This window comes from Bradyrhizobium sp. AC87j1, from assembly GCF_002936975.1.
Classification (GTDB): Bacteria; Pseudomonadota; Alphaproteobacteria; order Rhizobiales; family Xanthobacteraceae; genus Bradyrhizobium; species Bradyrhizobium shewense.
Genome location: NZ_PTFE01000001.1, coordinates 76,243 through 100,681, shown reverse-complemented (window position 1 = coordinate 100,681; position 24,439 = coordinate 76,243). Strand labels below are relative to the sequence as shown.

The 24,439-nt window shown below is 62.9% G+C and carries 23 protein-coding genes; 7 read left to right on the top strand and 16 right to left on the bottom strand.

Going from position 1 to position 24,439, the window contains the following annotated elements; all coding sequences use genetic code 11:
* Positions 1-2: 2 nt before the first annotated feature.
* From CV770_RS00460 to CV770_RS00425, 8 genes are all read right to left on the bottom strand, one after another.
* Positions 3-1,412 (bottom strand): cytochrome ubiquinol oxidase subunit I, encoded by a 1,410-nt coding sequence (locus CV770_RS00460; protein WP_091952643.1) that lies wholly within the window; start codon positions 1,410-1,412, stop codon positions 3-5.
* Between the two features lie 207 nt (positions 1,413-1,619).
* Positions 1,620-2,297, bottom strand: a complete 678-nt coding sequence (locus CV770_RS00455; protein ID WP_104460960.1) for a YoaK family protein — start codon at positions 2,295-2,297, stop codon at positions 1,620-1,622.
* A gap of 18 nt (positions 2,298-2,315) precedes the next feature.
* On the bottom strand, positions 2,316-3,152 hold the full coding sequence (gene fdhD / locus CV770_RS00450) for a formate dehydrogenase accessory sulfurtransferase FdhD (protein ID WP_104460959.1): 837 nt from the start codon (positions 3,150-3,152) through the stop codon (positions 2,316-2,318).
* Between the two features lie 3 nt (positions 3,153-3,155).
* Complete coding sequence (locus tag CV770_RS43110; RefSeq protein ID WP_245323135.1) at positions 3,156-3,332, bottom strand: hypothetical protein; 177 nt, start codon at positions 3,330-3,332, stop codon at positions 3,156-3,158.
* A gap of 128 nt (positions 3,333-3,460) precedes the next feature.
* Positions 3,461-4,054 (bottom strand): histidine kinase dimerization/phosphoacceptor domain -containing protein, encoded by a 594-nt coding sequence (locus CV770_RS00440; RefSeq protein WP_161499967.1) that lies wholly within the window; start codon positions 4,052-4,054, stop codon positions 3,461-3,463.
* Positions 4,055-4,127: 73 nt separating this feature from the next.
* A complete protein-coding gene (locus CV770_RS00435; RefSeq protein ID WP_201759641.1) occupies positions 4,128-4,628 on the bottom strand; it encodes a Dps family protein in 501 nt (166 codons plus the stop codon).
* Between the two features lie 119 nt (positions 4,629-4,747).
* The gene (locus CV770_RS00430; RefSeq protein WP_104460956.1) at positions 4,748-5,311 is read right to left on the bottom strand and encodes a cytochrome b; all 564 of its coding nucleotides are present in this window, start codon (positions 5,309-5,311) and stop codon (positions 4,748-4,750) included.
* A complete protein-coding gene (locus CV770_RS00425) occupies positions 5,308-6,363 on the bottom strand; it encodes a catalase family peroxidase (RefSeq protein WP_104460955.1) in 1,056 nt (351 codons plus the stop codon). Before CV770_RS00425 ends, CV770_RS00430 begins: the two co-directional genes overlap by 4 nt.
* Positions 6,364-6,732: 369 nt before the next feature.
* On the opposite strand from CV770_RS00425, the gene CV770_RS00420 reads away from it, so the two are divergent.
* The 3 genes from CV770_RS00420 to CV770_RS00410 all read left to right on the top strand — a co-directional run bounded on the left by CV770_RS00420 (position 6,733) and on the right by CV770_RS00410 (position 11,694).
* Positions 6,733-7,617 (top strand): SDR family NAD(P)-dependent oxidoreductase, encoded by an 885-nt coding sequence (locus CV770_RS00420; protein WP_104460954.1) that lies wholly within the window; start codon positions 6,733-6,735, stop codon positions 7,615-7,617.
* 28 nt (positions 7,618-7,645) lie between these two features.
* A complete protein-coding gene (locus CV770_RS00415; protein WP_104460953.1) occupies positions 7,646-8,572 on the top strand; it encodes a helix-turn-helix domain-containing protein in 927 nt (308 codons plus the stop codon).
* 236 nt (positions 8,573-8,808) lie between these two features.
* On the top strand, positions 8,809-11,694 hold the full coding sequence (locus CV770_RS00410) for an ATP-binding protein (protein WP_104460952.1): 2,886 nt from the start codon (positions 8,809-8,811) through the stop codon (positions 11,692-11,694).
* A 45-nt stretch (positions 11,695-11,739) separates the two neighbouring features.
* On the opposite strand, the gene CV770_RS00405 is transcribed toward CV770_RS00410, so the two are convergent.
* The gene (locus CV770_RS00405; protein WP_104461056.1) at positions 11,740-12,735 is read right to left on the bottom strand and encodes a Bug family tripartite tricarboxylate transporter substrate binding protein; all 996 of its coding nucleotides are present in this window, start codon (positions 12,733-12,735) and stop codon (positions 11,740-11,742) included.
* Between the two features lie 124 nt (positions 12,736-12,859).
* Positions 12,860-13,141: a hypothetical protein gene (locus tag CV770_RS00400; protein ID WP_104461055.1), complete on the bottom strand. Its 282-nt coding sequence runs from the start codon at positions 13,139-13,141 to the stop codon at positions 12,860-12,862.
* A 313-nt stretch (positions 13,142-13,454) separates the two neighbouring features.
* Between CV770_RS00400 and CV770_RS00395 the strand changes: the two genes are divergently transcribed.
* Positions 13,455-13,697 carry a hypothetical protein gene (locus CV770_RS00395; RefSeq protein ID WP_028142517.1) on the top strand — a complete coding sequence of 81 codons (243 nt, stop codon included), beginning with the start codon at positions 13,455-13,457 and terminating at the stop codon, positions 13,695-13,697.
* A 198-nt stretch (positions 13,698-13,895) separates the two neighbouring features.
* The gene (locus CV770_RS00390) at positions 13,896-14,129 is read left to right on the top strand and encodes a hypothetical protein (RefSeq protein ID WP_038947981.1); all 234 of its coding nucleotides are present in this window, start codon (positions 13,896-13,898) and stop codon (positions 14,127-14,129) included.
* Between the two features lie 250 nt (positions 14,130-14,379).
* On the opposite strand, the gene CV770_RS42030 is transcribed toward CV770_RS00390, so the two are convergent.
* The 6 genes from CV770_RS42030 to CV770_RS00360 all read right to left on the bottom strand — a co-directional run bounded on the left by CV770_RS42030 (position 14,380) and on the right by CV770_RS00360 (position 22,964).
* Positions 14,380-14,988 carry a hypothetical protein gene (locus CV770_RS42030; RefSeq protein ID WP_161499966.1) on the bottom strand — a complete coding sequence of 203 codons (609 nt, stop codon included), beginning with the start codon at positions 14,986-14,988 and terminating at the stop codon, positions 14,380-14,382.
* Positions 14,989-15,088: 100 nt separating this feature from the next.
* Positions 15,089-16,360, bottom strand: a complete 1,272-nt coding sequence (locus CV770_RS00380; protein ID WP_104460951.1) for an efflux RND transporter periplasmic adaptor subunit — start codon at positions 16,358-16,360, stop codon at positions 15,089-15,091.
* Entirely contained in the window at positions 16,357-19,539 is a 3,183-nt protein-coding gene (locus CV770_RS00375) for an efflux RND transporter permease subunit (RefSeq protein ID WP_104460950.1), read from the bottom strand. Before CV770_RS00375 ends, CV770_RS00380 begins: the two co-directional genes overlap by 4 nt.
* 139 nt (positions 19,540-19,678) lie before the next feature.
* Positions 19,679-20,671: an RNA polymerase sigma factor RpoH gene (gene rpoH / locus CV770_RS00370; protein ID WP_104460949.1), complete on the bottom strand. Its 993-nt coding sequence runs from the start codon at positions 20,669-20,671 to the stop codon at positions 19,679-19,681.
* A gap of 128 nt (positions 20,672-20,799) precedes the next feature.
* On the bottom strand, positions 20,800-22,224 hold the full coding sequence (locus CV770_RS00365) for a sensor histidine kinase (protein ID WP_104460948.1): 1,425 nt from the start codon (positions 22,222-22,224) through the stop codon (positions 20,800-20,802).
* A gap of 59 nt (positions 22,225-22,283) precedes the next feature.
* A complete protein-coding gene (locus CV770_RS00360) occupies positions 22,284-22,964 on the bottom strand; it encodes a response regulator transcription factor (RefSeq protein WP_091952673.1) in 681 nt (226 codons plus the stop codon).
* A gap of 495 nt (positions 22,965-23,459) precedes the next feature.
* Between CV770_RS00360 and CV770_RS00355 the strand changes: the two genes are divergently transcribed.
* Positions 23,460-23,705, top strand: a complete 246-nt coding sequence (locus tag CV770_RS00355; RefSeq protein ID WP_091952674.1) for a hypothetical protein — start codon at positions 23,460-23,462, stop codon at positions 23,703-23,705.
* A gap of 219 nt (positions 23,706-23,924) precedes the next feature.
* Positions 23,925-24,329 carry a hypothetical protein gene (locus CV770_RS00350; RefSeq protein ID WP_347337516.1) on the top strand — a complete coding sequence of 135 codons (405 nt, stop codon included), beginning with the start codon at positions 23,925-23,927 and terminating at the stop codon, positions 24,327-24,329.
* The last annotated feature ends 110 nt before the right edge of the window (positions 24,330-24,439 follow it).

Sequence of the window (24,439 nt, the reverse complement as noted above, 5' to 3'; positions counted from 1 at the left end):
GCCTATTCTCCCGCTTCGAGATAGCTGCGCGTCGTCGGCAACTGGTCGGCAAGCGACATCGGCCGATTTGGAGCCGGGATGTCCAGCGGCTTGCCGCCAAGTCCCGGCGGGCCGGCCCGCAGCAGCCGATAGATGTAGTAGGTCCCGAACGAGAAGATGAAGGCGTAAACCGCGACGAACAAGATCAGCGACATCATCGCGGCGGAGGCCGTGAGGAACGGCGTCACGGCATCAGCAGTCCGCAGCACGCCGTAGATCGTCCATGGCTGGCGGCCGACCTCCGCCGTGTACCAGCCGGTGAGGATCGCTATCCATGGCAGCGGAAAACTGAGGAAGATGCCCCAAAGCAAGAGGCGGCTGCGCTCGAGGCGATGCTTCAGGCCGAGCCAGGTCCCGAGCCAAGCCAGCCCCAGCATGACGAGACCGCAGCCGACCATGATCCGGAAGGCGAAGAACGGAATCAACACGGGCGGCCGATCCTGCGGCGCGAAGCTGGTCAGGCCGACCTCCTTCGAAGTCAGGCTGAGGCTTCCGATGATGCTCCCGAGAATCGGAATTGATATGGCGTATTTGTTCGACTCCGTGCCCGAATCTGGAATCGCGATCAGGACCTCCGAGGCGGGTTGCTCGTCGTGCCAACGAGCTTCGATGGCAGCGAACTTGGCCGGCTGAAGGTCGTGGACATAGTCGCCGACGAGATGCCCGATGAAGAGCTGAACCGGAAGCAGCACGGCAGCGAGCGCAAGCCCCATGCTCAGCATGACCCGGGCCTCCGCACGATAGGTCCGCCGCAGCAAATACCACGCGCCGGTTGCCGCGACGCAGAACGCGCCGGTGAGATAGGAGGCGAGCAACATGTGCGGAAACCTGACCCAAACCACCCGGTTAAAGATGATCTGCGCCCAGTCCACGGGCACGAATTGGCCGTTCTGCATGACATAGCCGGTTGGCACCTGCATCCAGCTGTTGTTCACCATGATCCAGAACGCCGAAAGCGTCGTTCCAAGCGCCACCATGGCGGTGGAGAATAGGTAGAACCAGGGTGGCACGCGCGTCCGCCCGAAGATGAGGATGCCGAAGAAGCTGGCTTCCAGCATAAAGGCGGTGAACGTTTCGTAGGACAGAAGCGGTCCCTGGATCGGCCCCGACATCTTCGAGAGCACGCTCCAGTTCGTGCCGAACTGGAACGCCATCACCACCCCCGAGACGACACCCATGCCGAAGGCTACGCCGAATATCTTCAGCCAGAACTCGAAGAGGATCCGATAGACGGGTTTGCCGCTGTATTGGTGCATCGCTTCGAGCACAGTGAGCCAGGCGGCCAGCCCGATCGTAAAGGCCGGGAAGATGATGTGAAACGAGATGGTGAAGGCAAATTGCAGCCGCGATAGAAGAAGGGCTGTCAGATCCATCGGAGACTCCCGTTCGCTCAGGCTCGCTTCGCCGCCCACGGCACGCGGGCAGCCGGCTGCTGGATGTTGTCGACCTTGACAGGAAGACTAGGCACCGCATCGGGCGCCCGCTTCCTCGAACGAACGTCCTTTTGTCGAATGGCATGTTGGGTGCCTCGGGCTGGCGGGCGACGACCGCTGCGCATGCCGATGGCGGGAAATGATGGCTCAGCTTCGGGGCGGAGGGCGATGCCGGCGACAGAGCCAGAGAACGCAGATCGACGAGGCGATCGGCAAGGCAAGACTCCACGCGCCGAGCAACCGCGTTGTGCAGCCGCCGACGGCGGCCCCCAACAGGAACATCAGGCAGAGCGTCAGCATGGCGCCTGTGCCGCGCGCGGCCTCCCGATCGGTTGTCACAACGAACTGATCGATGGCGCGAAGCATGTTGCCAGTGACCGTGACCGAGAGATACTTCCAGCGCTCGACCTGCCTGAAGCTGGCTGACTGCAGCGCGGCAGCAAAGGACATTCCGAGAATCGCGACCGCAGTCGGGATGCGATGAAGCAGCAGCATCACCGCGGCCAGGACAACGATCTCACCGGCGAGACAGAGCAGCGGCGCACGAATGCGGATCGCCAATGAAGCGCCCAGGAGGAAGCCGGCGATCGGCACGAGGTGATGGGCCGCATGTTGCCCTTGTCCGGATGCGGCGTAGAGCCCGAGAAAGACCACATTGCCGGTTTGCGAGCTTGCGAAGACGCCGCCGAGCGAGAGCCAGGTGAAGGCATCGAGATAACCGCCCGACATGCTCAGCAGCGCTGCGACGAGAAGGGATTGTTCCGAAACGTAGACCCCGGCGTCCGTCCCGGCCACCGGCTCCCGTGCTGCAGCCTGCACCGCCATTGTCGTCAGCCCTCGCGGTCAGAGGTCCGTGCGCGAGGCGGCATCTTCGGGCAATAGAACACGGTGCGGATGCGTGAACACGCCATACCCGTCGTCGCGAGCGATCGCGACCAGCGTGATTCCGGCCTCGTCCGCGGTCTGAATGGCGAGTGCAGTGGGCGCGGAAACGGCCACGACCACCGGCACGCCGATCATGGCGGCCTTCTGCACCATCTCGACCGAAACGCGGCTGGTCAGCAGCACGACACCATCGCCGGCCGACCTGCCCTCGCGCGTGATGGCGCCAGCGACCTTGTCGAGCGCGTTGTGTCGGCCGACGTCCTCCCTGATCGCAGCGATACCGAGGCACGGATGCCAAAGGGCCGCTGCGTGGACGGCTCGCGTCTGCTGATACAGGATCTGAAGCGGAGACAGCGCCCGGATGGCCGTCAGCAAGTCCTCTCCTGAGAACGTGGCACCCCGGTCGGCCACGCGCGACGGTGCACGGCGTGCCTGTTCGAGGCTCTCGATGCCGCATAGTCCGCATCCGACGGGGCCGCTGATGGCCCGGCGCCGCGCAGCCAGGGATGCCGCACGGTCGCCATCGAGCCACATCCGCACCTCGATCCCGAGTTCGTTCGGGACCAGATCGATATCCCTGATCTCGCCCGGATGCTCGACGATGGCCTCGGTGAGGCTGAAGCCGACGCCGAAATCCTCCAGGTCCGCCGGCGTTCCCATCATCACTGCATGGGTGGAGCCATTGTAGGTGAGTGCGATGGCGGTCTCCTCGGCAACGAAGCGCGAGGTAGACCTCGTGTGACCACCGCGCCAAGCGATCTCCTGATGCCGCGTGAATGTCGAGCTCGCCATCATGGCTCACACCACCGCTGGCTGGGCCGATGGACGGGAGGCGCGGCTCCTGAGGGCCAGTCCGAACGCGATGAATCCCCAAATCAGCTCGCCGACACCCAGCGCAACGAACCAGCCCCATTTTCCAGCAATCGCGTGAATGGCCCTTCCGAGCGATGCCTTCGAGTTCGAGATATCCGTCATGGTTTGACCCTTGTTCGCAGGACCGGTCCGCCGGCCAGGAAGCAAGCCTAGCGAAACCGGCCAGCAGCAATCTTTCGAGGACGCAGCGGTACTAGCTCATCCGCACGGTGCGGATCGGTTTGCGCGATTCACGACCAACGTGGGAGGCTCACGACGGTCGTGGTGCCTCCGGGTCCGGCGTGAACATCGACCGTCCCGTTCAGATGCTCGAGAAGTGCCTCGACGATGGCGCGCTCCTTTTGCTGAGGCCGTCCCTCGTCAGACGAGCCGTTGTCCGTGATGGAGCATGCGACTGACGTAGTCGTCACCCACATTTCGAGATCAATCGCGCCAGTTCCGCCGTGAGATACGCGGCCCGCCGCACTGGTAACCAGCTCGAAGACGATCATCCCCAGCAGCCAGCAACGCTCGGAGCTCATCTTCAACGGATGCAGCAAGAGCGAGAGCGAAATACCCTCGCCTTCGAGGCTGGAACGGCTGATCGAGCGGCATAATTGCTGAAGATAGGCCGCCAGATCGACGATCGTGGTGAACTGCGGCATCTGTAGCGCGTGATGAAGCCGCACGTGACTTTCCAGCCGTTCCTGCAGGAAAGCGAGCGTCGCCCTCGCTTCCCTCGCGTCGCAGCGACTGGCGGCCTTCGACACCAGATCAATCGCCGACGCAAGCTCGTCGTCGATCCGATGCGCGAACTCTCGCAGCAGCAGGCGCTCCGCCGTCATGCCGCCGTTCGCCGAGAGCTTCGAGAGGCTGCTCATCCTTCATCCGCCTCCTGGCCGAACGGCACGACCGCGCTTACGAGTTCGGCCCGTTTCGGCTGGTCTCATACAGGAACCAGACGCGCCGCTCCGTTTCGTCGATCCAGTTTTCCAGGAGGCTTGCGGTCGCGACATCGCTGTATTCGTCGCAAAGCTCGTGCACCCGGCGCATTTCCCGGGTCAGCTGCTGGTTGTCGCTGCGCAGCTCGGCGAGCATGTCTAGCGGATCGACATAGTCCGCATCGTTGTCGAGAATGCGCTGCTCGCGCGCGATGTGACCAATCGAGCGCAGCGTGGTCCCGCCGATCTTGCGCGCGCGCTCGGCGATGTCGTCGGTCATGGCGAAGATCTGATCGGCCTGCTCGTCGAGCAGAAGGTGATAGTCGCGAAAGTGGCTGCCCGATACGTGCCAGTGGAAGTTCTTGGTCTTCAGGTAAAGCGCGAAGACGTCCGCCAGCAGCGCTCTCAGCGCGGCTGGAACGTCCCGGTTCGCGTTAGCTCCGAGATCGGTCGGGCTCTGGAGGTCTGCGTTGGTCATGGTCGGTATCCTTGATGGAGGTATGGACATCTAGCCGCCCCTCGCGCCAGTGGTCTTTCCTACCTGAAAGACCATTCTCGAATTGCACGCGCGCGACGGCCTGCCGGCGCGCAGCCGGTTCATTCCACGGGGGTCATCCTGTCCCGCGACGGCAGAAGCGAGATCGTCCCGAATACGCCGTCGCGGCGGATCAGTGCATGAAACAGCGCCGCCGCCAGATGCAGCAGCACGAGGGCAAAGAACGTGAAGCCCAGATAGAAATGGGCGTTCCAGAGCAGCGTGTGCACGCCGTCGCTCTGCGACAGCAGCGCCGGAATCTGAATCCCGCCGTAGAGGACGACCGGATAGGCCGCAGCCCAGAGCATGCCGAGACCAAGCAACGGCATGACGATCATCAAGCCATAGAGGAGTTGGTGAGACAATCTCGCCCCGAGCTTCATGCTCCATGGGAGATCGGCCGGCAACGGCGGGGCACCGTAATAAAGCCGCAGCGCCAGCCTGATCAGGACGAGAGCGAGGAGAGCCACCCCGAGCGTCTTGTGGATCAGGACGAGAGGCAGATATTTCGGCGCGACGGTTGATACCATGCCCGCACCAATGAAGAGCATGGCGAAGATGCACGCCGCCATGAACCAGTGCACCAGCCGCTGGATCAGGGCAAAACGACGGGGAGCGTCGGTCATTGCTGCACCGCCTCGGTTCGCGGATAGTCCTTCGCCTCGGCCGCACGCAAATCGTAGGATCTGCGGTACACCGATGAGCGTGCCGCCGGGAATGGGTCATCCGATACCCGTATGCCCTGCGGAAGGACTGTCGGATCGAAGTTGATGTCACGGCACGGGCCATCCCGCTCCGGCTCGATCCGCTGCACGACGAGCGTTCCGACCTGTACCGCGCGGCGCTCTTCCGGCCACGCCCTGCTCGGATCGGCAGTCGGATCGCCCGGTTCAGCCACGGTCGTGACCATGGTCCATCGTTGCGGGCCAGCAGTCCGAATCCGTTCCTCGATCTCCTGCTCGAGGACATCCGGGCCGGCCTTTTCAAGGTCGGCTTGCGAAACCGGAATCCGTTCCGCCGCAGGCCGTAGCGACCATCGTAAGACGCGCTCGTCGCCCTTTGCATCTACGAAGACGAAGCTGTCGAGGCTGTTATAGGGCTCTTCCGCGTAACTGCCCGTCCAGGGCGCCGCCTTGGCCCAGGCTGCGAAAGCGGCAAATTCCGGATTCGCCTGACTGAACGCCTTCATCGCCTCCGGATCCTTCTTGCCGGACGCAACCAGCAGGTCGTGAAAGGCCTGAGGTGTCGAAACCGCAAAGAACGGCGGGTTGATCATCGCCATTCTCCACTCCTCGCCATCTGCTGCCGAGATCTGAAGCCCCATGCCGCGCACGCGCACGGTCGCATCTACGGCGTTCGGATCGGCCGTGCCGAGGTTGAAACGCCCAAGGACCGGATAACGGCCCTGCACGAACACCTTCGCGCGGGAGAGTTCCACACCATTTCCATTCGCCTCGAACGCGCCGGTGAAGCAGATTCCCTTGGCATGATTCCTTCGGTGTCCGAGGGGCGCACCGCTCGGGGGAGTCAGCGCCGCGATCATCCGCTCCGGAGTGAGACGCCCCGGCGAGAGCCACCCTGCCGTATATGCGAACGCAGCAGCGCTGCCGCCGACAACGACTGCAATCAAAACGAGCGACCCAAGGCCCGGACCCTTTAGTCTACCTGGCTGATTCATCAAGTCTCCTTCCACCACCGCTCGAACTGTCCGGCGATCCAACGCGGGCAGCGCTCGGCTCGAACGACACAGAGTCGCTTTAGCGGGTCGCCGCGGCACCGATCTTTCCAAACAAACCGTCAGTTTCGCGAAGGCACGTCCGGACTGCCGGTTTCAAATATTCCGGCAATACACGCGGAGCGCCTTCGGGCGTTCTGGAAATAATTCGTGCGTTTTGAAAATCGATCGTCGCGCTCGAAAGACCCGTGCCGCGCGAGGCGCTATTTCAGGTGCTTTCCGCACAGAGAGGCAGCGCCCGATATCTGGGGAACGAGCGGTATCGCGACGGTGATGCCGTCTTTGCGGAGTACGGAATGCATTGGGGACCGAATGAGCAAGGTGATCGTCGTCACAGGGGCAGCAAACAGCATCGGACGGAGCACCTGCAGGGAACTGGTGCAGGCCGGCCACACAGTCTACGTGTCAGCGCGGGACGCGGCCACCGCCAAGGACATCGGAGCGGATCTCCACGACCATGGCACCGGCCTTTGCGTCATCGAGTTCGACCTCTCCTCAGAAAGCTCATTGAACTCGGCCATCGAAACCATCATCGCCGAAAACGGCGGCCTCGACGTGGTCGTGCACAATGCGGGCCAAGTGGTTTACGGCCCGACCGAGGCCTTTACGCCGCAGCAGCTCGCCGGGCTATACGAGACCAACGTGCTGAGCGCACAGCGCCTCAATCGCGCGGCACTACCGCAATTACGCAAGCAGGGCCAGGGCCAGCTGATATGGATCACGTCGAGCAGCGCGCGGGGCGGCGCCGTACCTTTCCAGGGAGTCTACGCGTCGTCGAAAGCTGCCCTTGACGCACTGGCGCTCTGCTATGCCGGCGAGCTCGCACGTTGGGGAATCGAGACAACCATCGTGGTTCCCAGCGCGCTCGGACCCGGCCATTACGTTCGCACCGGCCGGCCGGCGGACACCATGCGAGCCGAAGAATACGCAGATGGTCCGACCGCCGACGTGAGCGAAACCACGTTGGCGGGACTTGCCGAGCTTTCGCCCCGCGATCCTGCTCCGCAAGACGTCGCTCGCGCAATAACCGACGTCGTGAACATGCCGTTCGGGCAGCGTCCGTTGAGGGTGCATTTCGGACCCGACGATGATGGAGCTGCAGCCGTCGACGCAGTCGCCGACGGGAAACGCGCGGAACTGCTCCACCGGATCGGACTGGCGGATATTCTCAAACCAGCGGTCATCGGAGTAGAATAGCCCGTCTCACGCACACGGAGGCAAGCCGATGAGCGAGCTACCTGAAGCATCAAGGCCGAGGGGCGCCCACGCCTATGGTACGGAGTTCGCCGACTGCTTCGGGATGCCCGAGCCGCCGACGCATGTTCACCGCACCTTACGCCGCGGCCTTCTTGCGGTCACCGAACTCCGGTTCGACCAACCCATCGAGCAGAGCGCCTCATTGGGATATGACGACGCATTCCTCGCATCGGTATTTCTCAAGGACATCACCGATCACGAATGCTGGTACAATGGCCGTCCCGTCCAGGTCGAAAGCTGGGACGCTGGCAAGACCTACATTTTCGATCTGAGACAGGATCCGCGAGCACTCGTGCGCGGCCCCTCTCACGTCGTCCATTTCTATCTTCCGCTTGCAACGCTCAATAGCTTCGCCGAGCAGAACGACAGCGGCGCGGTCTCGGAGCTCGTCCACAAGCCCGGCATCGGCGGCGACGACGGCGTGATGAGACATCTTGCACGAGCCGGCCTGGCCGCCTTGGGAGACCCGCATGCGACGACTAGCCTGCTGCTCGACGAGCTGTTGAATGCGGCATGTGCACATGCGCTCGGGCGCTACGGCAGCGCGCGCTTCCTATTCCCCCGTGCCGCGGGACTTGCGCAATGGCAGGAGCGACGTGCAAAAGACATGATGAGTGAGCGCATGGACGTCTCGCTTTCCGAATTGGCGCAGGAGTGCGGCCTGTCCATCACCCAGTTCGCACGCGCTTTTCGCTATTCGACCGGCATGTCACCGCATCGATGGTTGATTGCGCAGCGGGTAAGCGTGGCCAAGAACTTCCTTGAACAGTCGAACCTCACATTGACGGAGATTGCCACGCTGTGCGGCTTCTCGAGCCAGAGCCATCTCAATGCGGCTTTCAAGCAACACGCCGGCCTAAGTCCCGGACGGTGGCGCCGCACTTTCAAGTCATGATCTCCCGAAGGCCGGACCTTCTGGTGCGTTTCCATAATCGAAGGTCGTTTTCTGAAAAAAACTCCGCGAACTCGTGAGAGCACCCTCGCCAAAGTCGAGGTGGTATGCCGCGCTGGCGATCCTTTACCGGGATACAGTCGGATGCTACGTTCGCGGGCGCGACCGGGTTCACACAGCTTGGTGCACTTCCCAGTCATAGAACGTGACGAGTGCTTTGTCGGGTCAATATCCCCAAAATGGCCTCCTGTTGGCGAACCAAGAGCACGACAATCCCTGCCGGCGCTGCGATCCAAGAGAGCTCCGTCCGGAATACCTTCGTTTTCGGGCCGTTTCGCCTCGACGCCCTGCAGAGGCGGATCGAACGAGACGGCAGCCCGATCCAGCTGTCGGCCCGCGCATTTGACATCTTGCTCGCGCTGATCCGGCAAGCCGGCAATGTGGTCCGCAAGAGCGATTTGATAGCGAAGACCTGGCCGGACGGCGGTGTCGACGAGAACAGCTTGCGTGTTTATATCGCAGCACTCCGCAAGGCGCTCGGAGACGGCCATGCCGGCGCCAAATATCTGACCACGATTTCGGGACAGGGTTACTGTTTTGTTGGTTCGCTCTCGAGCCCGGACCAGCAAAAACCCGCGCCCGCTCGATCCAATTACTCCCACAATTTGCCGATCCATCCGCGGCAGTTTGTGGGGCGCGAGCAGAGCGTCCAGGACATATCGGACAGACTCAAGGCCCAGCGTTTTGTCACGGTCGTCGGCCCTGGCGGCATCGGCAAGACGACGGTCGTGGTTTCCACGGGCCACGCGCTGCTCGCGGAATTCGCCGGTCAGGTCTACTTCGTCAGCTTCGGCGAGACCAGCGATGCCGCTCTCGTACCGGCCATCGCGGCGTCTTCGCTTGGGCTGGCGGCGGGGCCTAACGATGCCGCCAGCAGCCTCGTCGCCTTCCTGCGTGACAAGCGCATGCTGGTCATCCTGGATTGCTGCGAGCATGTCATCGAGGCGGCGGCGTCATTGGCCGAACGGCTCTACAAGGAAGCGCCGGATTTGCACATCGTGGCCACCAGCCGGGAGCTCCTGCGCGTCGAAGGCGAACACACATACCGCCTGTCGCCCCTCGCGAGCCCGCCCGAGAAAGCCATTCTGACCGCGGCGAGTGCACGCGCCTATCCCGCCGTCGAGCTTTTCGTGGAGCGCGCGACTGCAGCCGGCGGCGAGTTTGCCTTGACGGATGCTAACGCGTCCGACGTCGGCAACCTCTGCCGTCGGCTCGACGGCATCCCGCTTGCGATCGAGCTCACCGCCGGTCACGTGGGCACCTACGGCGCCGGAGCCATGGTCCAGCTTCTCGACAATCAGTTCAATTTGTTGTGGGAGGGACGGCGCACCGTACTGCCCCGGCACCGGACGCTGCGCGCAACGATCGAATGGAGCTACAATCTTCTGTCCGAAACCGAACGCGTCATTCTCGGCAGGCTTTCCGTCTTCGTCGGCGGCTTTACCCTGGACGCCGCCCGGTCGACCGCTGGGTTCGAGGAAGACGACAACACGGTCCTGGCGATCATCGACAGCCTCGTCGCCAAGTCGATCCTTGCATCGAACACAGGTCCGCAATCGACGCGATACCGGCTTCCGGACACGACCCGGGCCTACGCACGGGATAAACTGGCTGCCAGCGCCGACGTCGAGGCGATGGCTCGACGCCACGCCTGCTACTTTCTCGCTCTGCTCGAAAAGCTGGGCGAGAGGGATTTCTGGGCCGTGGCCGATCAATTCGGTAACATACGAAGCGCGCTGGCCTGGTGTTTCTCGGCTCAAGGCGACCGTGAAATCGGCATCGCTCTCGCCACGGCGTCGATCCCGCTGTTCTTCAGGCTGTCGCTTCTGACCGAGTGCCAACTCTGGGCGACGCGGGCCATCGACGCGCTCGACCAAACGGCCGGAAGCGTGAAGCACGGTCTCGCGCTTCATGCCGCATTGGGATGGGCCCGGACGCTCGCTGGGCAATTCGACGATCTCGGCATCGCCAGTCTCAGCCCGGCGCTCGAGTTGGCCGAGAGACATGGCGACCTCCCCAGCCAGGTCCGCCTGATCGATCGGCTGCACCTGCTGCAACTCTTCAGCGGCAAGTTTGACGACGCATTGGGCACCGCCCGGAGAGGTGAGGCCATTGCGCTCAAGAGCAATGATCGAGCAGCGCTGGCCCGGATGCGCGTGGCGCTCGGCATCTCCTGCCACTATCTCGGCGATGTCGCCGCCTCTCGCTTGTACATCGAGGCGGCCTTGTCGCGTTCGGGCCTGGACGTCGACGAGGAGCTGACGCTCGATCATCCGGGCCGTGCCCAGATCACATTGGCCCGCATCCTATGGCTTCAAGGATATCCCGACCAGGCCATGGCAACGGTGCAAAAGGCCGTCGCCGACTTGATCACCGTGAACCATCCCATCATGCGCTGCAGAGCACTGCTCTGGGCGTTTGATGTCTTCTACTGGGCCGAGGAGCTGGCGAGCTACGAGCACCTCATTGACGGACTGCTTGCCGAAACTCACCAGCACAATCTCGTCGCCCTTCAGATCGTTGGCGAAGCCATGAAGGGGATTGCGCTGCTGGCACGTGGCGCAACCGATTCTGGGATCCCCATGCTGAGGAGCTCGGTCGAGAAATTGCAGTACCACCGTTTCGGCGCGGTCGCCGGCCTTTGCGTGCCCCTTGCAGCAGCCCTCTCGGCCGCCGGTCGTGGCGACGAAGCGCTGGACACGATCGACCAGGCAATCGCTCAGTCCCGGCACTGCAACTTCCTGATGGAAATGCCGGATATGCTGCGGGTAAGAGCCGAAACGCTGGCGCGGAAGGCCGGTTCGGACGTCGTGAAGGCGGAACAGATCCTTGAACAGTCCCTTGAGGTGGCGCAACAACAGGGAGCGCTGGGTTACGAGTTGCGTACCGCAATCAGCCTTGCGAGGTTATTGCAGAGGCAGGGCCGCCGCCAGGACGCCTATGCCACGCTTGCGTCCGTCTCCAACCGGTTTACCGAGGGATTCCATACGCGCAGTCTCAAAACTGCCAGGGAGTTGCTTGCCGAACTGGGACCTCCCCGTTCCGGATCGCTCGCAGCCAGTTGACCTCTTCCTGGTGGCGTCGCATGTGGCACACGCCCTGGCCTTATCTCACTCGCGCTTGAGCCCGATCGACTTGACGATGGGAGCAAGACGGGCCAGTTCGTCCTCGACGAGGCGCTGAAATTTGTCGGGGCCCGAATCGATGTCCGGCTCCAGACCTTGCGAACGATAGCTTTCCTGCAATTGCGGATCCGCCATCGCCGTACGGGTTGCCGTAGAGATCTGCTCCACGATCGTATCGGGGGTTGCTCGTGGGGCGAACAAGCCAAACCAACCGGCATATCTGAGGCCCGGCATGCCGGATTCGCTGACCGTCGGAATTCCCGGTGCGCCCCTCAACCGCTGTTCGCTCGTCACGGCGATCAGCCGTAGCTTGCCCGCTAGGTGCAACTCCAGGATCTGGCTCGACACCACGGCAATGACGGCGGAGATCTGGCCGCTGACCAGGTCGTTGGTGGCGGCACTCATGCCCCGATAGGGGACGTGGACGACGTCTGCTGCGAGACCGGATTGCAGCCTGAACATCTCCCCAACGAGATGATTGCCGGTGCCAACGCCCGGAGTGCCGTAGGAAAGTCTGCCCGGATTGGCTCTCGCAAAGGCCACCAGCTCCCGCAGGTCCTTCACGGGCAAGGAGGGATGAACCGCGAATGCAAGCGTGCTGGTAATCAGGCGATAGATGGCACGGAAATCACGAACCGTGTCGTAGGCAGGCTGTATCGAGGACAACGGAATCAGCACCTGAGTGCTACCATTGCCGAGCAGAAGCGAATAACCGTCGGGGGCGCTCTGCGCCACAGCGGCCGAGCCGATCGCGCCGCCAGCGCCGCCGATATTCTCGACGTAGATCGGGCCCAGCAGCGACGCCATCCTGTCGGCCCAGGGACGGCCTATCTGATCACCAGCGGCGCCAGCCGTATAGGGAATGACCAGCTTGATGGGACGGGAGGGATAATCGTCGGCGGCAGCACAGCCGGGCCATGCGGCCAGCGCCGTGATACGCGCCGCCCTATCGAGCAGTTCTCGGCGTGAAAGGAGGGACATCTTCTGTGTATTCGGGACCGTGCTGGTCATCTTACACGAATGAAGGGCCTTGAAAATCCGCGCAGGGAGATCGCTGCCCTGCACCGTGCAGGCGACAAAGCGCCGCAGCGTCGCAATCGCGTTCTCAGCAGCCGCGGCAGATCGATCCTTCGAGCATCTTCTCGAGCTGGGCGTCGTCCTTGTCGATTGTCGGGTCCGTGCCGAGCAACGGCCCCTTCGTCGCGCGACTACCGCTCTCGGACGATGGCAGCGCCGTGCCGAGCGAGTTCGTCCCCGGCACAGCGGCACTCGAGCCGAGTGCCCCGCCGCTCGTCATCGACATGTGCGAACCAATGCCGCCCCGCGCGGACGCCGCGCCTGAGAGCGCAAGGCAGGCGACGATGCAGAGAAACGAAAGCTGTCTCATGATCCACACTCCACATGTTGCATGACTTGCATCTAGAACTGGACGCCGCGCGGAAACTGACCATGCACGATCGCGCGATCAATTATGACATTGGCGACAGAACTCCGTTTCGACGGCGCACTAGCAATCATCGACGGCGCAGCCATCGCTGACATTCGATCATCGTCTCGCAAGAGTGATGCATGTCCAGCGAGCTTTGCCGACCGCGCTGCTTATATAGCTTGGTATAGAAGACACTTCCGGAAACGCCACCAGCCGAGCAGCGATCCCCGCCAAGCGACTCTCCGCACACACCAAGAAATGGAGAATCGCTATGAGTGCATTCAAGATCCTGATTGCCGCGACACTGATCTCAACAGCGACGGCATCGTCAGCGTCCGCGGCCTGGTCCTTCGCCGACCAGGAGCCCGCTGCCTTTGCCTCGATGTATCCCGATCGCGACGTGCTGAATGGCGGCGCGTTGACTCCGGCGGGACGCATGGGGCTCGAACGTCCCGGCGGCGCCGCCCCCGTGTTCGGCGCGGTTCACGTTCACGACCACCACTGGCGCCAATGAGACAAGAACGATGTCGCGGGCGCGACCGATCGGAAGCGACAGTCCTTTGCTGAAATCCTCGGAATCCATGCGTGACCATGACTTCGTGCAAAGACGAAAATGATCGTTCGATTGATACTGCCCATCCGACGTTCGCATCCACATGTCTGGCCAGCGAGCCGAGACGTTCCCGGCGTCGCTTTGTCAAGGAGACCTGCAATGACTACACTGAAACTCTTTTCCGCCGGCTTGATCGCCGCGGCCATGGTTGCCTCCCCCGCGATGGCTCGCGAAGGCAATACGAACGCGCGGCGGACGAATGTCGACGCCTACGCCTCGACGCAACGTATTCCGGTCACGGCCAAGCGCGGCTGCGTGAGGGCTCCGGACGTCGGCGCCTACGCATCCGCGCCATGGCGCCGTCCGCCCTGCGAGCCGACATCCGGCTACTGATTGCGCGCACTGGACGACGCCCCCTCGGCACAAGGCAACTGCCGGTGCTGAGCTGAAAGGATCGCACGTGGTCACGGGCTTTTCTGTCTCACGGATGGAAGGAAGAATGGCAACTCTCCCTGAAGCTGCCATTCTTCCTTCCGGGATCGACAAATATCGAATTGTTCGCTACGCCGCTGCCGCCGCCCGGCGACCGGCCTCAAGGAAGAAGCCTACCGCTATTCAGCAATTCGACGCGGCAGGGCTTCCGTCAGCATCCCGGCGGCAGGATCGGCGACACTCCCGGCGTTGGCGCGGCACCCGACGCATTGGCCGGTAACACTGTCGCAGGCGACGCCAGGTTCATCGAAACCCCTTCCATGCAGGCGGAGCTGTTCGGACTAGGCACGACGGCATTTGGATCAATGCCAGTGCCGCCAGCCCCGCTGGTGTCCTCCAGGATCGTCCCAGGCACCGGATTGGCCGGCACTTGCGGGATCGAGAGCGGCAGAGACGCAGCACTCGTCGTCTGCCCTCCAGGCGTCGAACTGCAGGCGACCGTCGTTCCCGCTCCTGCGGGCGCAGCCGCAGGAATTGTGCCCGTGGAGCTACTGATCTGCCCCATGACCGGCAGTATTGGAGCCACACTGCCCGGCGTCGGCAGGCCCGTGCTCGATACGAGCGGTGTCGCCGGCGCCAATGTCGGAGAATTCGACGGCGGCGCGCAGACAACAACCGTACCCGGCGTCGTCGGATTAGAGGCGAGCGGAACCGGCGCCAGCGTCGTATCGGGTGCGCCGGGCTCGGTCGTTGCGGAAAACGGGCCAGGGCTATTGAGCGGCGAGATGACGACAGCCCCCGGCACGGTTGGAAGACTCATTGCCGTGCTCCCGGTCGTTGCCACCTGGGCCTCGCTCGGAAGACAGCCCAGCTGCAGGACAATCAGCGCGGCGGGTACGATCCGGATCATGCCCGTGCCCCTAGCTCGCGTCTTGCTTGCGGATGGCCACTTTGCTGCCCTCCGCCAGATTGACCGCCGGATTGAGCACGACCTGCTCGCCAAGCTGCACGCCGTCGCGCACTTCGACCGACGTACCGAAATCCCGCGCGATCGACACCTTCTGCAGATGAACGGTGCCATTCCGCACCACCACTACGTGAAGTCCGTTTTGATCGAAGACCAGCGCATCGGACGGGACCGTCATCGATGGCGTCTTGCGCGGGATCGACAGCTCGACCGTGCAATAGATGCCAGGACTTAAGGCTCCATCCGGATTCGGGACGTCGATCTCGGTCAGCAGCGTTCGGCTTCCCGGCTGCAACGCGGTTGCGATGCGCGTAACTTTGCCCGGAAACGTCCGGTCCGGAATCTCGGGGACGCGGATCTCGGCATCAACGCCCGGCGTGACTCCGAAGGCCTCGTCCTGTGGAACGAACACCTGCGTTCGGATCACGTTGGAATGCATCAGCGTGAACATGAAGGTCGATCCGGCCAGTACCAGGCTGCCGTTGTCCACATTGCGCTGCGTGATCACGCCGTCGAACGGCGCCACCACGCGCTGGTAGGCCTTCTCCTGCTGAAGAACGCGAATCTGCGCTTCCTGCGCCGTGATGTTCGATTGGGCCACATTCACGGCCGCCTGCTGGGCACGCAGTGTGAGACGGTCGTTGTCACCCTGTTGTGCCGTCAGCCAGCCTTGCTTGACCAGATTGCTATCCCGCGCATTGGTGACGTCGGCAAGCTCCCGGCTCGCCTGCGCCTGCTGCAGCGAGGCCTGGTTCTGCGCCAGCGTCGCCTGGGCCTGCGCGATCTGCTGGTCGAGCTCCGGCGCGGTGATCTCCACGAGAAGGTCGCCCTTCTTCACCCGATCGCCGATATCGACGTAGCGCTTCTCGATATAGCCGCTGGTCCGCGCGAAGATGTTTGCCGCCTCGAATGCCGTCGTCGTCGCAGGCAAGGTGACCTTCATGATGTCGCCGCTGGGGCGAACCGTGGCCACCCGAACCTCCGGAACGGCGCTTTTGCTCTGCTCTGTCACTGCAGCGACGTCGCGCGCGGCCTGATAGTGCCGCCAACCGCCGATACCAAGACCGCCTGCGAGCAGCAGGAGCACACCACCTCCGAGCAACACGCCGCCGTAGCGGCGCTGCGGCCGCCCGCCCTTCCCGGGCAATTCCACGATCCGGCAGCTCTCTGCATCAGGCCGGCCTCTTGCGTCGTCATCATCGGTGCGCGCGCGAACATCGCTCATTTCGGTATCTCCTCGAATACGCCGTGATGAGGCCTGCCATCGTTGCGCTTGCGCAGCATGGCGAAGAGATAGGGCACGATCAGCAATGTCGTCGGCGTTGCAAACAGCAGCCCACCGATAACAGCACGCGCGAGCGCCGCGTTTTGCTCCTCGCCCGGGCCTCCGATCGCCATCGGGATCATGCCCACGATCATCGCGGCGGCCGTCATCAGGACCGGACGGATTCGCGTGCGACCCGCGCTCAACGCAGCCTGGAGGGCCGAGTGCCCCTTCAGCTGTTCGTCACGCGCGAAGGTCACGAGCAGGATCGAATTGGCGGACGCAACCCCGACCGCCATGATCGCACCCATCAGCGAAGGCACGTTCAACGTCGTTCCCGTGATGAACAACATCGTCACGATACCGCAGAAGGTTGCCGGCAGCGCCAGGATGACGACGAAGGGATCGCCGAAGTTCTGGTAGTTCACGACCATCAGCAGATAGACCAGGATGGCTGCAAACAGCAGCCCGATCCCGAGATCGCGAAACGACTGATGCATGCTCTGGATCTGGCCCAGAACCTGGATCGAATTGCCGGGCTGAAGCTGCTTCTGCAGCGTCGCGGTCACCTTGTCGATATCGGCCGCCACGCTGCCGAGATCGCGGCCCTGGACGCTGGCATAGACGTCGAACACCGGCTGGACATTGGCCTGGTTCAAATTGGTGGGCACGGTGCCCCGCTTGAACGTTGCGACGTTGCTGAGCAGGCCCGGCACTGTCTGCCCGCCCGCGGCGAGCGAGGCCGAAACCGGTGTGTTACCCAGAGCATTGAGCGAATTGGCCCTGTATTCGGGGGTCTGCACAGCCAGGTAATATGGAATGCCCGACGTCGGATCGGTCCAGAAATTGGGTGAGACCTGGGCCGACGAGCTGAGGCTGACATTGATGTTTGTCGCAACCGTGCTGGCATTGAGCCCGAGCTGCGCAGCGCGGGTGCGGTCGATGTCAGCGTAGAATGCGGGAGCGTCGACCTCCTGCTGAAGATGCGCATCGACGATCCCGGGAACCGCCGCCAGGCTCTTCTGCACCTGCTTTGCCACCGCCAGATTGTTGGCGCCGTAGCCGGCCGTCCGGACGTCGATCTGCGCCGGCAGGCCAAAGTTCAGGATCTGCGTGACGATATCGGCCGCCTGAAAATAGAAGAGGTCCTCGGGAAATGCGGATGGCAGCACCTGGCGCAACTTCTTGACATAATCCGCGGTCGGCCTGTGTCCCTCCTTGAGCGACACGAGAATGGTGCCGTCGTTCACCCCTATCGTCGAACCGTCGGTGAATGCCAGATTATAGGGACGCGCCGGGAGTCCGATATTGTCGACGATCAGCGCCCGGTCCTTTTCCGGAATGACCTCGCGGATCTTGTCCTCGACCGCCTGGAAGATCGCCTCTGTGTGCTCGATGCGGGTGCCGGCGGGTGCGCGAACATGGAGCTGGATCTGGCCGCCGTCGATCAATGGATAGAAGTCCCTGCCGACGTAGATGAACATGACGCCCCCGAGAGCCAGCATCAGCACGGCCATCACCGGGATGATGCTGCGGCGCCTAAGCAAAACCATCAGCAGATCGGAATAGCCGTCGCGCAGCCGCTCGAATCCACGCTCGAACATGGCGGAGGCCCTCGCGAAAATCCCAGACGGGCTCTCGTCCTTGGAATGGCGCCGCTCGCCCTTCAGCAGCAGACCGATCGTGATTGGTGTAAGCGTCCGCGACAGTCCGTATGACGCCAGCATTGCGAACACCACTGCCAGACCAAGCGGCGTGAAGAGGTACTTGGCCGGTCCCTGCAGAAACACCACCGAAGTGAACACGCAACTGATCGCGAGCGTAGAGACGAGCGTCGGCACCGCGATTTCGGCTGCGCCATGCAGCGTTGCGTCCGACAGCGGCATCCCCTCCTCCGTCCAGAGCCGATGCGTGTTCTCGATCGTCACCGTCGAATCGTCGACCAGTATGCCGACCGCAAGCGCGAGTCCCCCCAGCGTCATCGTGTTGAGGGTCTCTCCGAGAAAATGCAGAACGACGAGCGAGGACAACATCGCGAGCGGGATCGAGATCAGGACGACGAGCGTCGACCGCCATGATCCCAGAAACACCAGGATCATCAGCGCCGTGAGGCCCGCCGCGATCGCGCCTTCCCGCAGCACGCCGTCGACCGAATGAGTGACGAAGACAGATTGATCGAACAGCTCATTGATCTTCAGCCCGGCAGGTGCCGAGGCCCGAATCGACTTCAAGGCATGCTTGACACCGTTGACGACGGCAAGTGTCGAAGCGTTGCCGTTCTTGATCACGCTGAGCAGAACCGAACGATGACCGTCCTCGCGCACGATGTTCTGCTGCACCTGTGATCCGTCGCGGACCTGGGCAACATCCTTCAGCAGGATCGTGGCGCCATTCGCGAACTTGACCGGGATCATATTGAGATCCTTGATCGAGGCCGGTGTCGCATTGGTCCGGACGGTGTACTGGGTGTCGCCAATCTTCGCCGTGCCGGTCGGCAGCGTCAGGTTCTGGGTGTTCACCGCATTGACGATGTCGAGCGGCGTCAGTCCGCGCGACAGCAGCTTGTTCGGATCGATGTCGACCATGATCTGGCGATACTTGCCGCCCGCAGGCGTTGGCAGCGTCACCCCGGGGACGGGAGCCAGCTGCTGCCGGATCCGGTAGATGCCGAAATCGTATAATTGCTGTTCGTTCAATTTGTCGGACTCGAGGCTGAGCTGCAGCACCGGCACGCTCGAGGCATTGAACTGCACGATGACCGGCGGCTGAATACCCGGCGGCATCAACGCGCGGATGGCGTTCGTCGCCGAGACGATCTGCGAGATCGCGAGATCGAGATTGACGTCCGGCTGGAAGTAGATCTTCTGAACCGACAAGCCGTTGAGCGTTTGCGCCTCGATGTTCTTGATGCCGCTGACATTGGCGCTGATCGAATACTGGCTGTACGTGCTGACACGCTGCTCCATCTCCGGAGTCGAGAGGCCGGTGTAGCTCCAGATGACGGTGACGACCGGAATGCGGATCTCGGGGAAGATGTCCGTCGGCATTGACCAAATCGCGATGCCGCCGAGAAACAGGATCAGCGCCGCAAGCACGTAGAACGTATGCGGAAACCGCAGCGCGAAGCGAACAATTCCCATGATGACTTCTGCCTGAAGACAATTGCGCCTGACTTCGAACAGATGATTACGAGCCGGCATCTGTTCAAATGAAAACTAATTCAGCACCTCTTGCCGGGACGACTGCGCTCGGCCGCGACCATCACCGGTTCTCGATCGCTCAGAGAGAAGTGAGTTCTTCCAGAGTGGATTCCGGAACGCCACGAGAATAATCGCACCGCGCGGGAGATACGCGTCGACTCGATCCGAAAGCACGCGCCGCATTCTGCGCCGCCAGTACCGCGGCCCGTCTGACCCTTGCGAATGCGCAGATCTCGATCTGCCGGACCCGCTCGCTCGAGATGGAGAGTTCACGACCAAGCTGTTCGAGTGTGCGGGGGTTCTCAGCCAGCTGCCTCGCCTCCAATACGCGCCGCTCGCGCTCCGTAAGGACATCGAGTGCAAGGCGTAGCGCGTTGGTGCGACGCTCTGTCTGTTCCTGCTCGGCGATGACCGTCTCGGCGTCGATTGCATCGTCAACCAGCAAGCTCTGCCACTCGGCTCCCTCCTCGTCGCCTCCAACGCGCGCATTCAGCGAGAGGTCGCCGTTCAAGCGGGAGTCCATCTCGATCACGTCGCGCGTCGCAACGTCGAGCCTCCCGGCAATCATGTTGGCCGCCTCCGGCGTGAGGCCCGCCATCTCGCCGCCTGTCGCTCTCCTCATCTCGCTGCGGAGCCTGAAGAACAGCTTCCTCTGGGCCGTCGTTGTACCGATCCGGACCAGTGACCAGGACCGCAGGATGTACTCGTGAAGGGTCGCTTTGACCCACCACACTGCATAGCTGGAAAACCGCGCGCCGCGGTCGGCCTCGAAACGTGAGGCCGCGATCACGAGCCCGAGATTTGCCTCAGAAATGAGATCAACCAGCGGAAGGCCATATCCCCTGTAACCTCGCGCCAACCTGGCTGCGAGGCGGAGGTGACTGGTGACGAGCACGTTGGCGGCGTCTGGATCCCGCGTTTCCTGCCAACGACGTGCCAGCCGCTGCTCTTGATCAGGCTGCAGCAGATCGTATCGCCTGATGGCTGCTGCGTAGGCATTGACCGCGCTTGCCGACGGAGTTCGGCCGAACGTCGAGGTCTTGTTTCTCACGATCACGTGACGAGTTTGCATCCGCTGCTCCCGCGCTCGAACTTGGCGAGTAAGCGTAAGAGGCCTTCCCGCGGAGCTGCCACTAAATTGGACTTGAGAATCCTGAATTCGTTTTCAGGCGGTCCGAGAGTCGGGCATCACCGCCGACGTCACGTCCGGTCAAGCCTCGCGTGACGCGCGATCCGGGATTGAGGTGCTGGGGCGCGGTCCCTTGTTGCTCCTGTCGAGATAAGGATCTCGACCCTCCCGCCGGGGGCCGGGCAAATGATCAGCCTGAAACCGTGAAGCTTGACGATGGCAGCCACCAGGCTCAGTCCCAGTCCAACCCCGGGCGTGTGGCGCATCTTATCGGAGCGATAGAAGCGTCGCAGCACGGCCTCACGCTCCTGCTCGTTGATACCAGGTCCGGTATCGCTCACGCGCACGAGCGCGGTCTTGTCGGCCGACACCAGCTCGAGCCTCACCATTCCGCCCGCGGGCGTGAACTTGACGGCATTGTCCACGAGATTGGCGACCGTCTCGAATAGCAGGTCGCGATCGCCCCATACCTGCACCTTGCGATCGATGGCGACGCCAAGCGCGACGTTCTTGTCTTCGGCAATGGGCTCGTAGACGTCGCAGACCTCGCGCAGAATCTCGTCGAGCGCGACATCGCCGAAACCGGCCATACGGCGGTTGTTCTCGATCTCAGCCAGACGCAGCAACGCGGTGACGATTGCGAGCGACTGATCGATCCCGGCGACCGCCTTGTCGACGACCTCATGGAGTTGCTCCAGCGTGGCCGCGTGCGTGCGGCCTCTCTCCAGCGCCAGCCGGGCACGGGTGAGCGGTGTCCTGAGATCATGAGCAATGTCGTTACCGACGCCGGTCAGGGCGTTGATCATCGTCTCCATTTCGTCGAGCATCCCATTGACGATGCCGGCCAGTCGCGCGAACGGATCATCCACATTGTCCTGTGGTAAACGCTCGCGCAGATCACCGGCCACGATCCGCCGGACCCGCTGGTTCACTTCCTCCACGCGCCTCTGGGCACGGATGCTCAACCCCGCTCCGGCCAGCAGGCAGAGGCAGAACGCCGGCAGCAGGCCGAGCGCGAGAGCCTGCCCCACGACACTCGATATCTCGCGCGTCTCATCGACATTTCTCCCCATGACCAGGATGGCTCCGCCCTCCAGGCGCCTGGCCCCCGCTCTGATCACCGGATCGTGGTCAGCCGATTGCGTGATGCGATCGAGCCGCACCCCCTGCACCACCCCGTCGAGCTCGAGCTCCTGCGGCACGCGCTCGATGTTGCCGGCAAGCCGGGCTCCGGCGGCGTCGAACAGTCCCGCGTACTGCACGCCCCTGGAGTCTTGTTCGAGGTGATCGGTGATCGCGTTGACACGGCGGGCCGAAGGCAGCCTGGCCAGGAAGTCGATCTGGGTCGTGATCATCCGATCCGACCGGACGATCAGATAGTCATCGATCTTCCAATAGATGAACGCGAACAGCCCGACCACGAACAGCGCAAAGGCCGCCGCCACCGCCAGGGCCCAGAGAAACGTGTTCGAACGAATGAAGTGGAACTGGCGCATCGATCCGACGCTCGATAGTCATGCAAACCATGCTCCCCGATTTGGGGATGCCGCGGCGGCTATTGACGCACACGCAGGAGGAATCCCGATCCCCGAACGTTATGGATGAGCTGCACCTCCCCCGGGCCGTCAACCTTGTGACGGAGCCGGCCCATATGCACGTCGATCAGGTTCGTGGTTGCAGGAACGAATTTATAGTTCCAGACCTCCTCGAGCAGCATCGCGCGCGTCAACAACTGGTCGCTGCGACGCATCATGTATTCGAGCAGGCGGAACTCTCGCGGCAGCAGATCGATCTCGCGCTCGCCGCGCCGCGCGGTCCGGTCGATCAGGTCGAGCTCCAGCGGCCCGGCGCGCAGCGTGGTTTCTCGACTGTCGGTCGGACGGCGCAGCAATGCCTCTATCCGAGCGACGAGCTCGACGAGCGCGAACGGCTTGGTGAGATAGTCGTCTCCTCCCATGCGCAAGCCGCGCACCCGGTCATCGACCGCGCCGAGAGCGCTCAGCACCAGGACGGGCGTTCCGACCTCGTCCTTGCGCAGCGCCTCGATGACGGTCAGCCCGTCCATTCCGGGCAGCATGCGATCGACGATCAAGGCATCTGGACATGACGAGCGCGCCCGATCGAGACCATCGATGCCATCGGGCGACCACTGAACCTCGAAGCCACGATCGGCAAGCTCGGCGATGACCGACTCGGCGGTCTCGGCGTCGTCCTCGATCAGAAGAATCCGCGTCATTGTCCCGGTCCCACCTCCTGCGAGGCGCTTCGGCCTGCGGCGACGAAGCATGGGCTCGGCGGCTCTTGTCGTCATATTCCACGCCCATTGCGCCCGAAGGCGCCGCGCTGAGCCTGCATGCGATGAGCCGCTCGCCCTGCGGTGACATAGTCCGGCTCAGGATGGAACACCACTAAATAGCAATTCAGGAAGCCTGGGAGGGCGGCCAGCGACGGTGGGTGAGCAGAAAGGTGTGCTGTCGTCGTGGTCATCTCCCATCTCCGTCCGGGACTCGCGATGCACCATAGATATGTTCTCGATGGGTCCTTGTTACGCACAAGGATGGGATTTTGCGGCGCACATTGCGGATTCGCACGATCGTGGCTGCCACGCGAATAGAGATCACGGGCCGTTGAACTCCGGTGAGCATTTCGTGCGTTTTGTTGGGTCGCGATCGTTCGCACCTCCTCCGCGAGCCGGCTTGGTCTGCCTGCTGTCATCAAAGGAGAAGCCACAATGTCTACCCTCAAGCTCTTGTCGACCGGATTGATCGCAGTCGCCATGCTGGGAGGACCTGTCATGGCACGCGAACGGCACGCCGTCGTGCGACCGTCCTCCATGGAAGCCAATCCGGCCGCATCGAACGCATCCCTCTATCGGGATGGTCGCACCTGCGTTCCGGCGCCGCGTGTCGGCGCATTTGCGACAGCGCCGTGGACCGGCGACAACGTCCCTTGTGAGCCGGGCACCGGAAGCTTCTGATCGCTACGGCTTTGCGGCCGACCGGGCACCTCGGTCGGCCGACCGCATCACCTTGCCGATCGGCCCTTGTCTTCCTGAAACCGAATTTAGTGGGATTGACGAGCGCCGTTCCTATCTTCCTTTCATCACGAAGCTTGGCGACACCACGACGCTGAAGCGAACTGCAGGGATCGCCGAGCACCTCGATAGAAAAGGAGTGCTCCCATGAAACGAGTATTGATGATTTTAGCCACAGCGGCACTTGCCTCGACGTTGACTGTCGGGGTGGCCGAGGCGCGCGGCGGTGGCGGAGGCGGCCACGGTGGTTTTGGCGGCGGCGGCTTTGGCGGCGGACATATGGGCTTTGGCGGGGGAGCGCATTTCGGCGGCATGGCACATGCCGGCGGGTTTGGCGGAGGATTTCATCCCGGCGGGACCGCGGCGTTCGGTGGCGGACACCGCTTCGACGGAGGCCATCTCGGTCTCGGCGATCACATCGCCTCCCGCGGCACAGGCTTCAGTCCCCACGCACTACATCAGTATGGTCGCTATCGGTCCGCGTATGGATTCTACGGCGCCTATCCCGACTGCTACGACTGGTACTACCTGCATCCCAACGCGCCGTTGCCGCTGAGCTGCGGCTGATTTGCAAGCACAAGCCTCTGCCTTTGGTCCGGATCTGGCCTGAGCCGATCCGGGCCGACGGCCTCCTGACATTCATGCGACGACCGCCGCGATCAACGCGGCAGTGACAT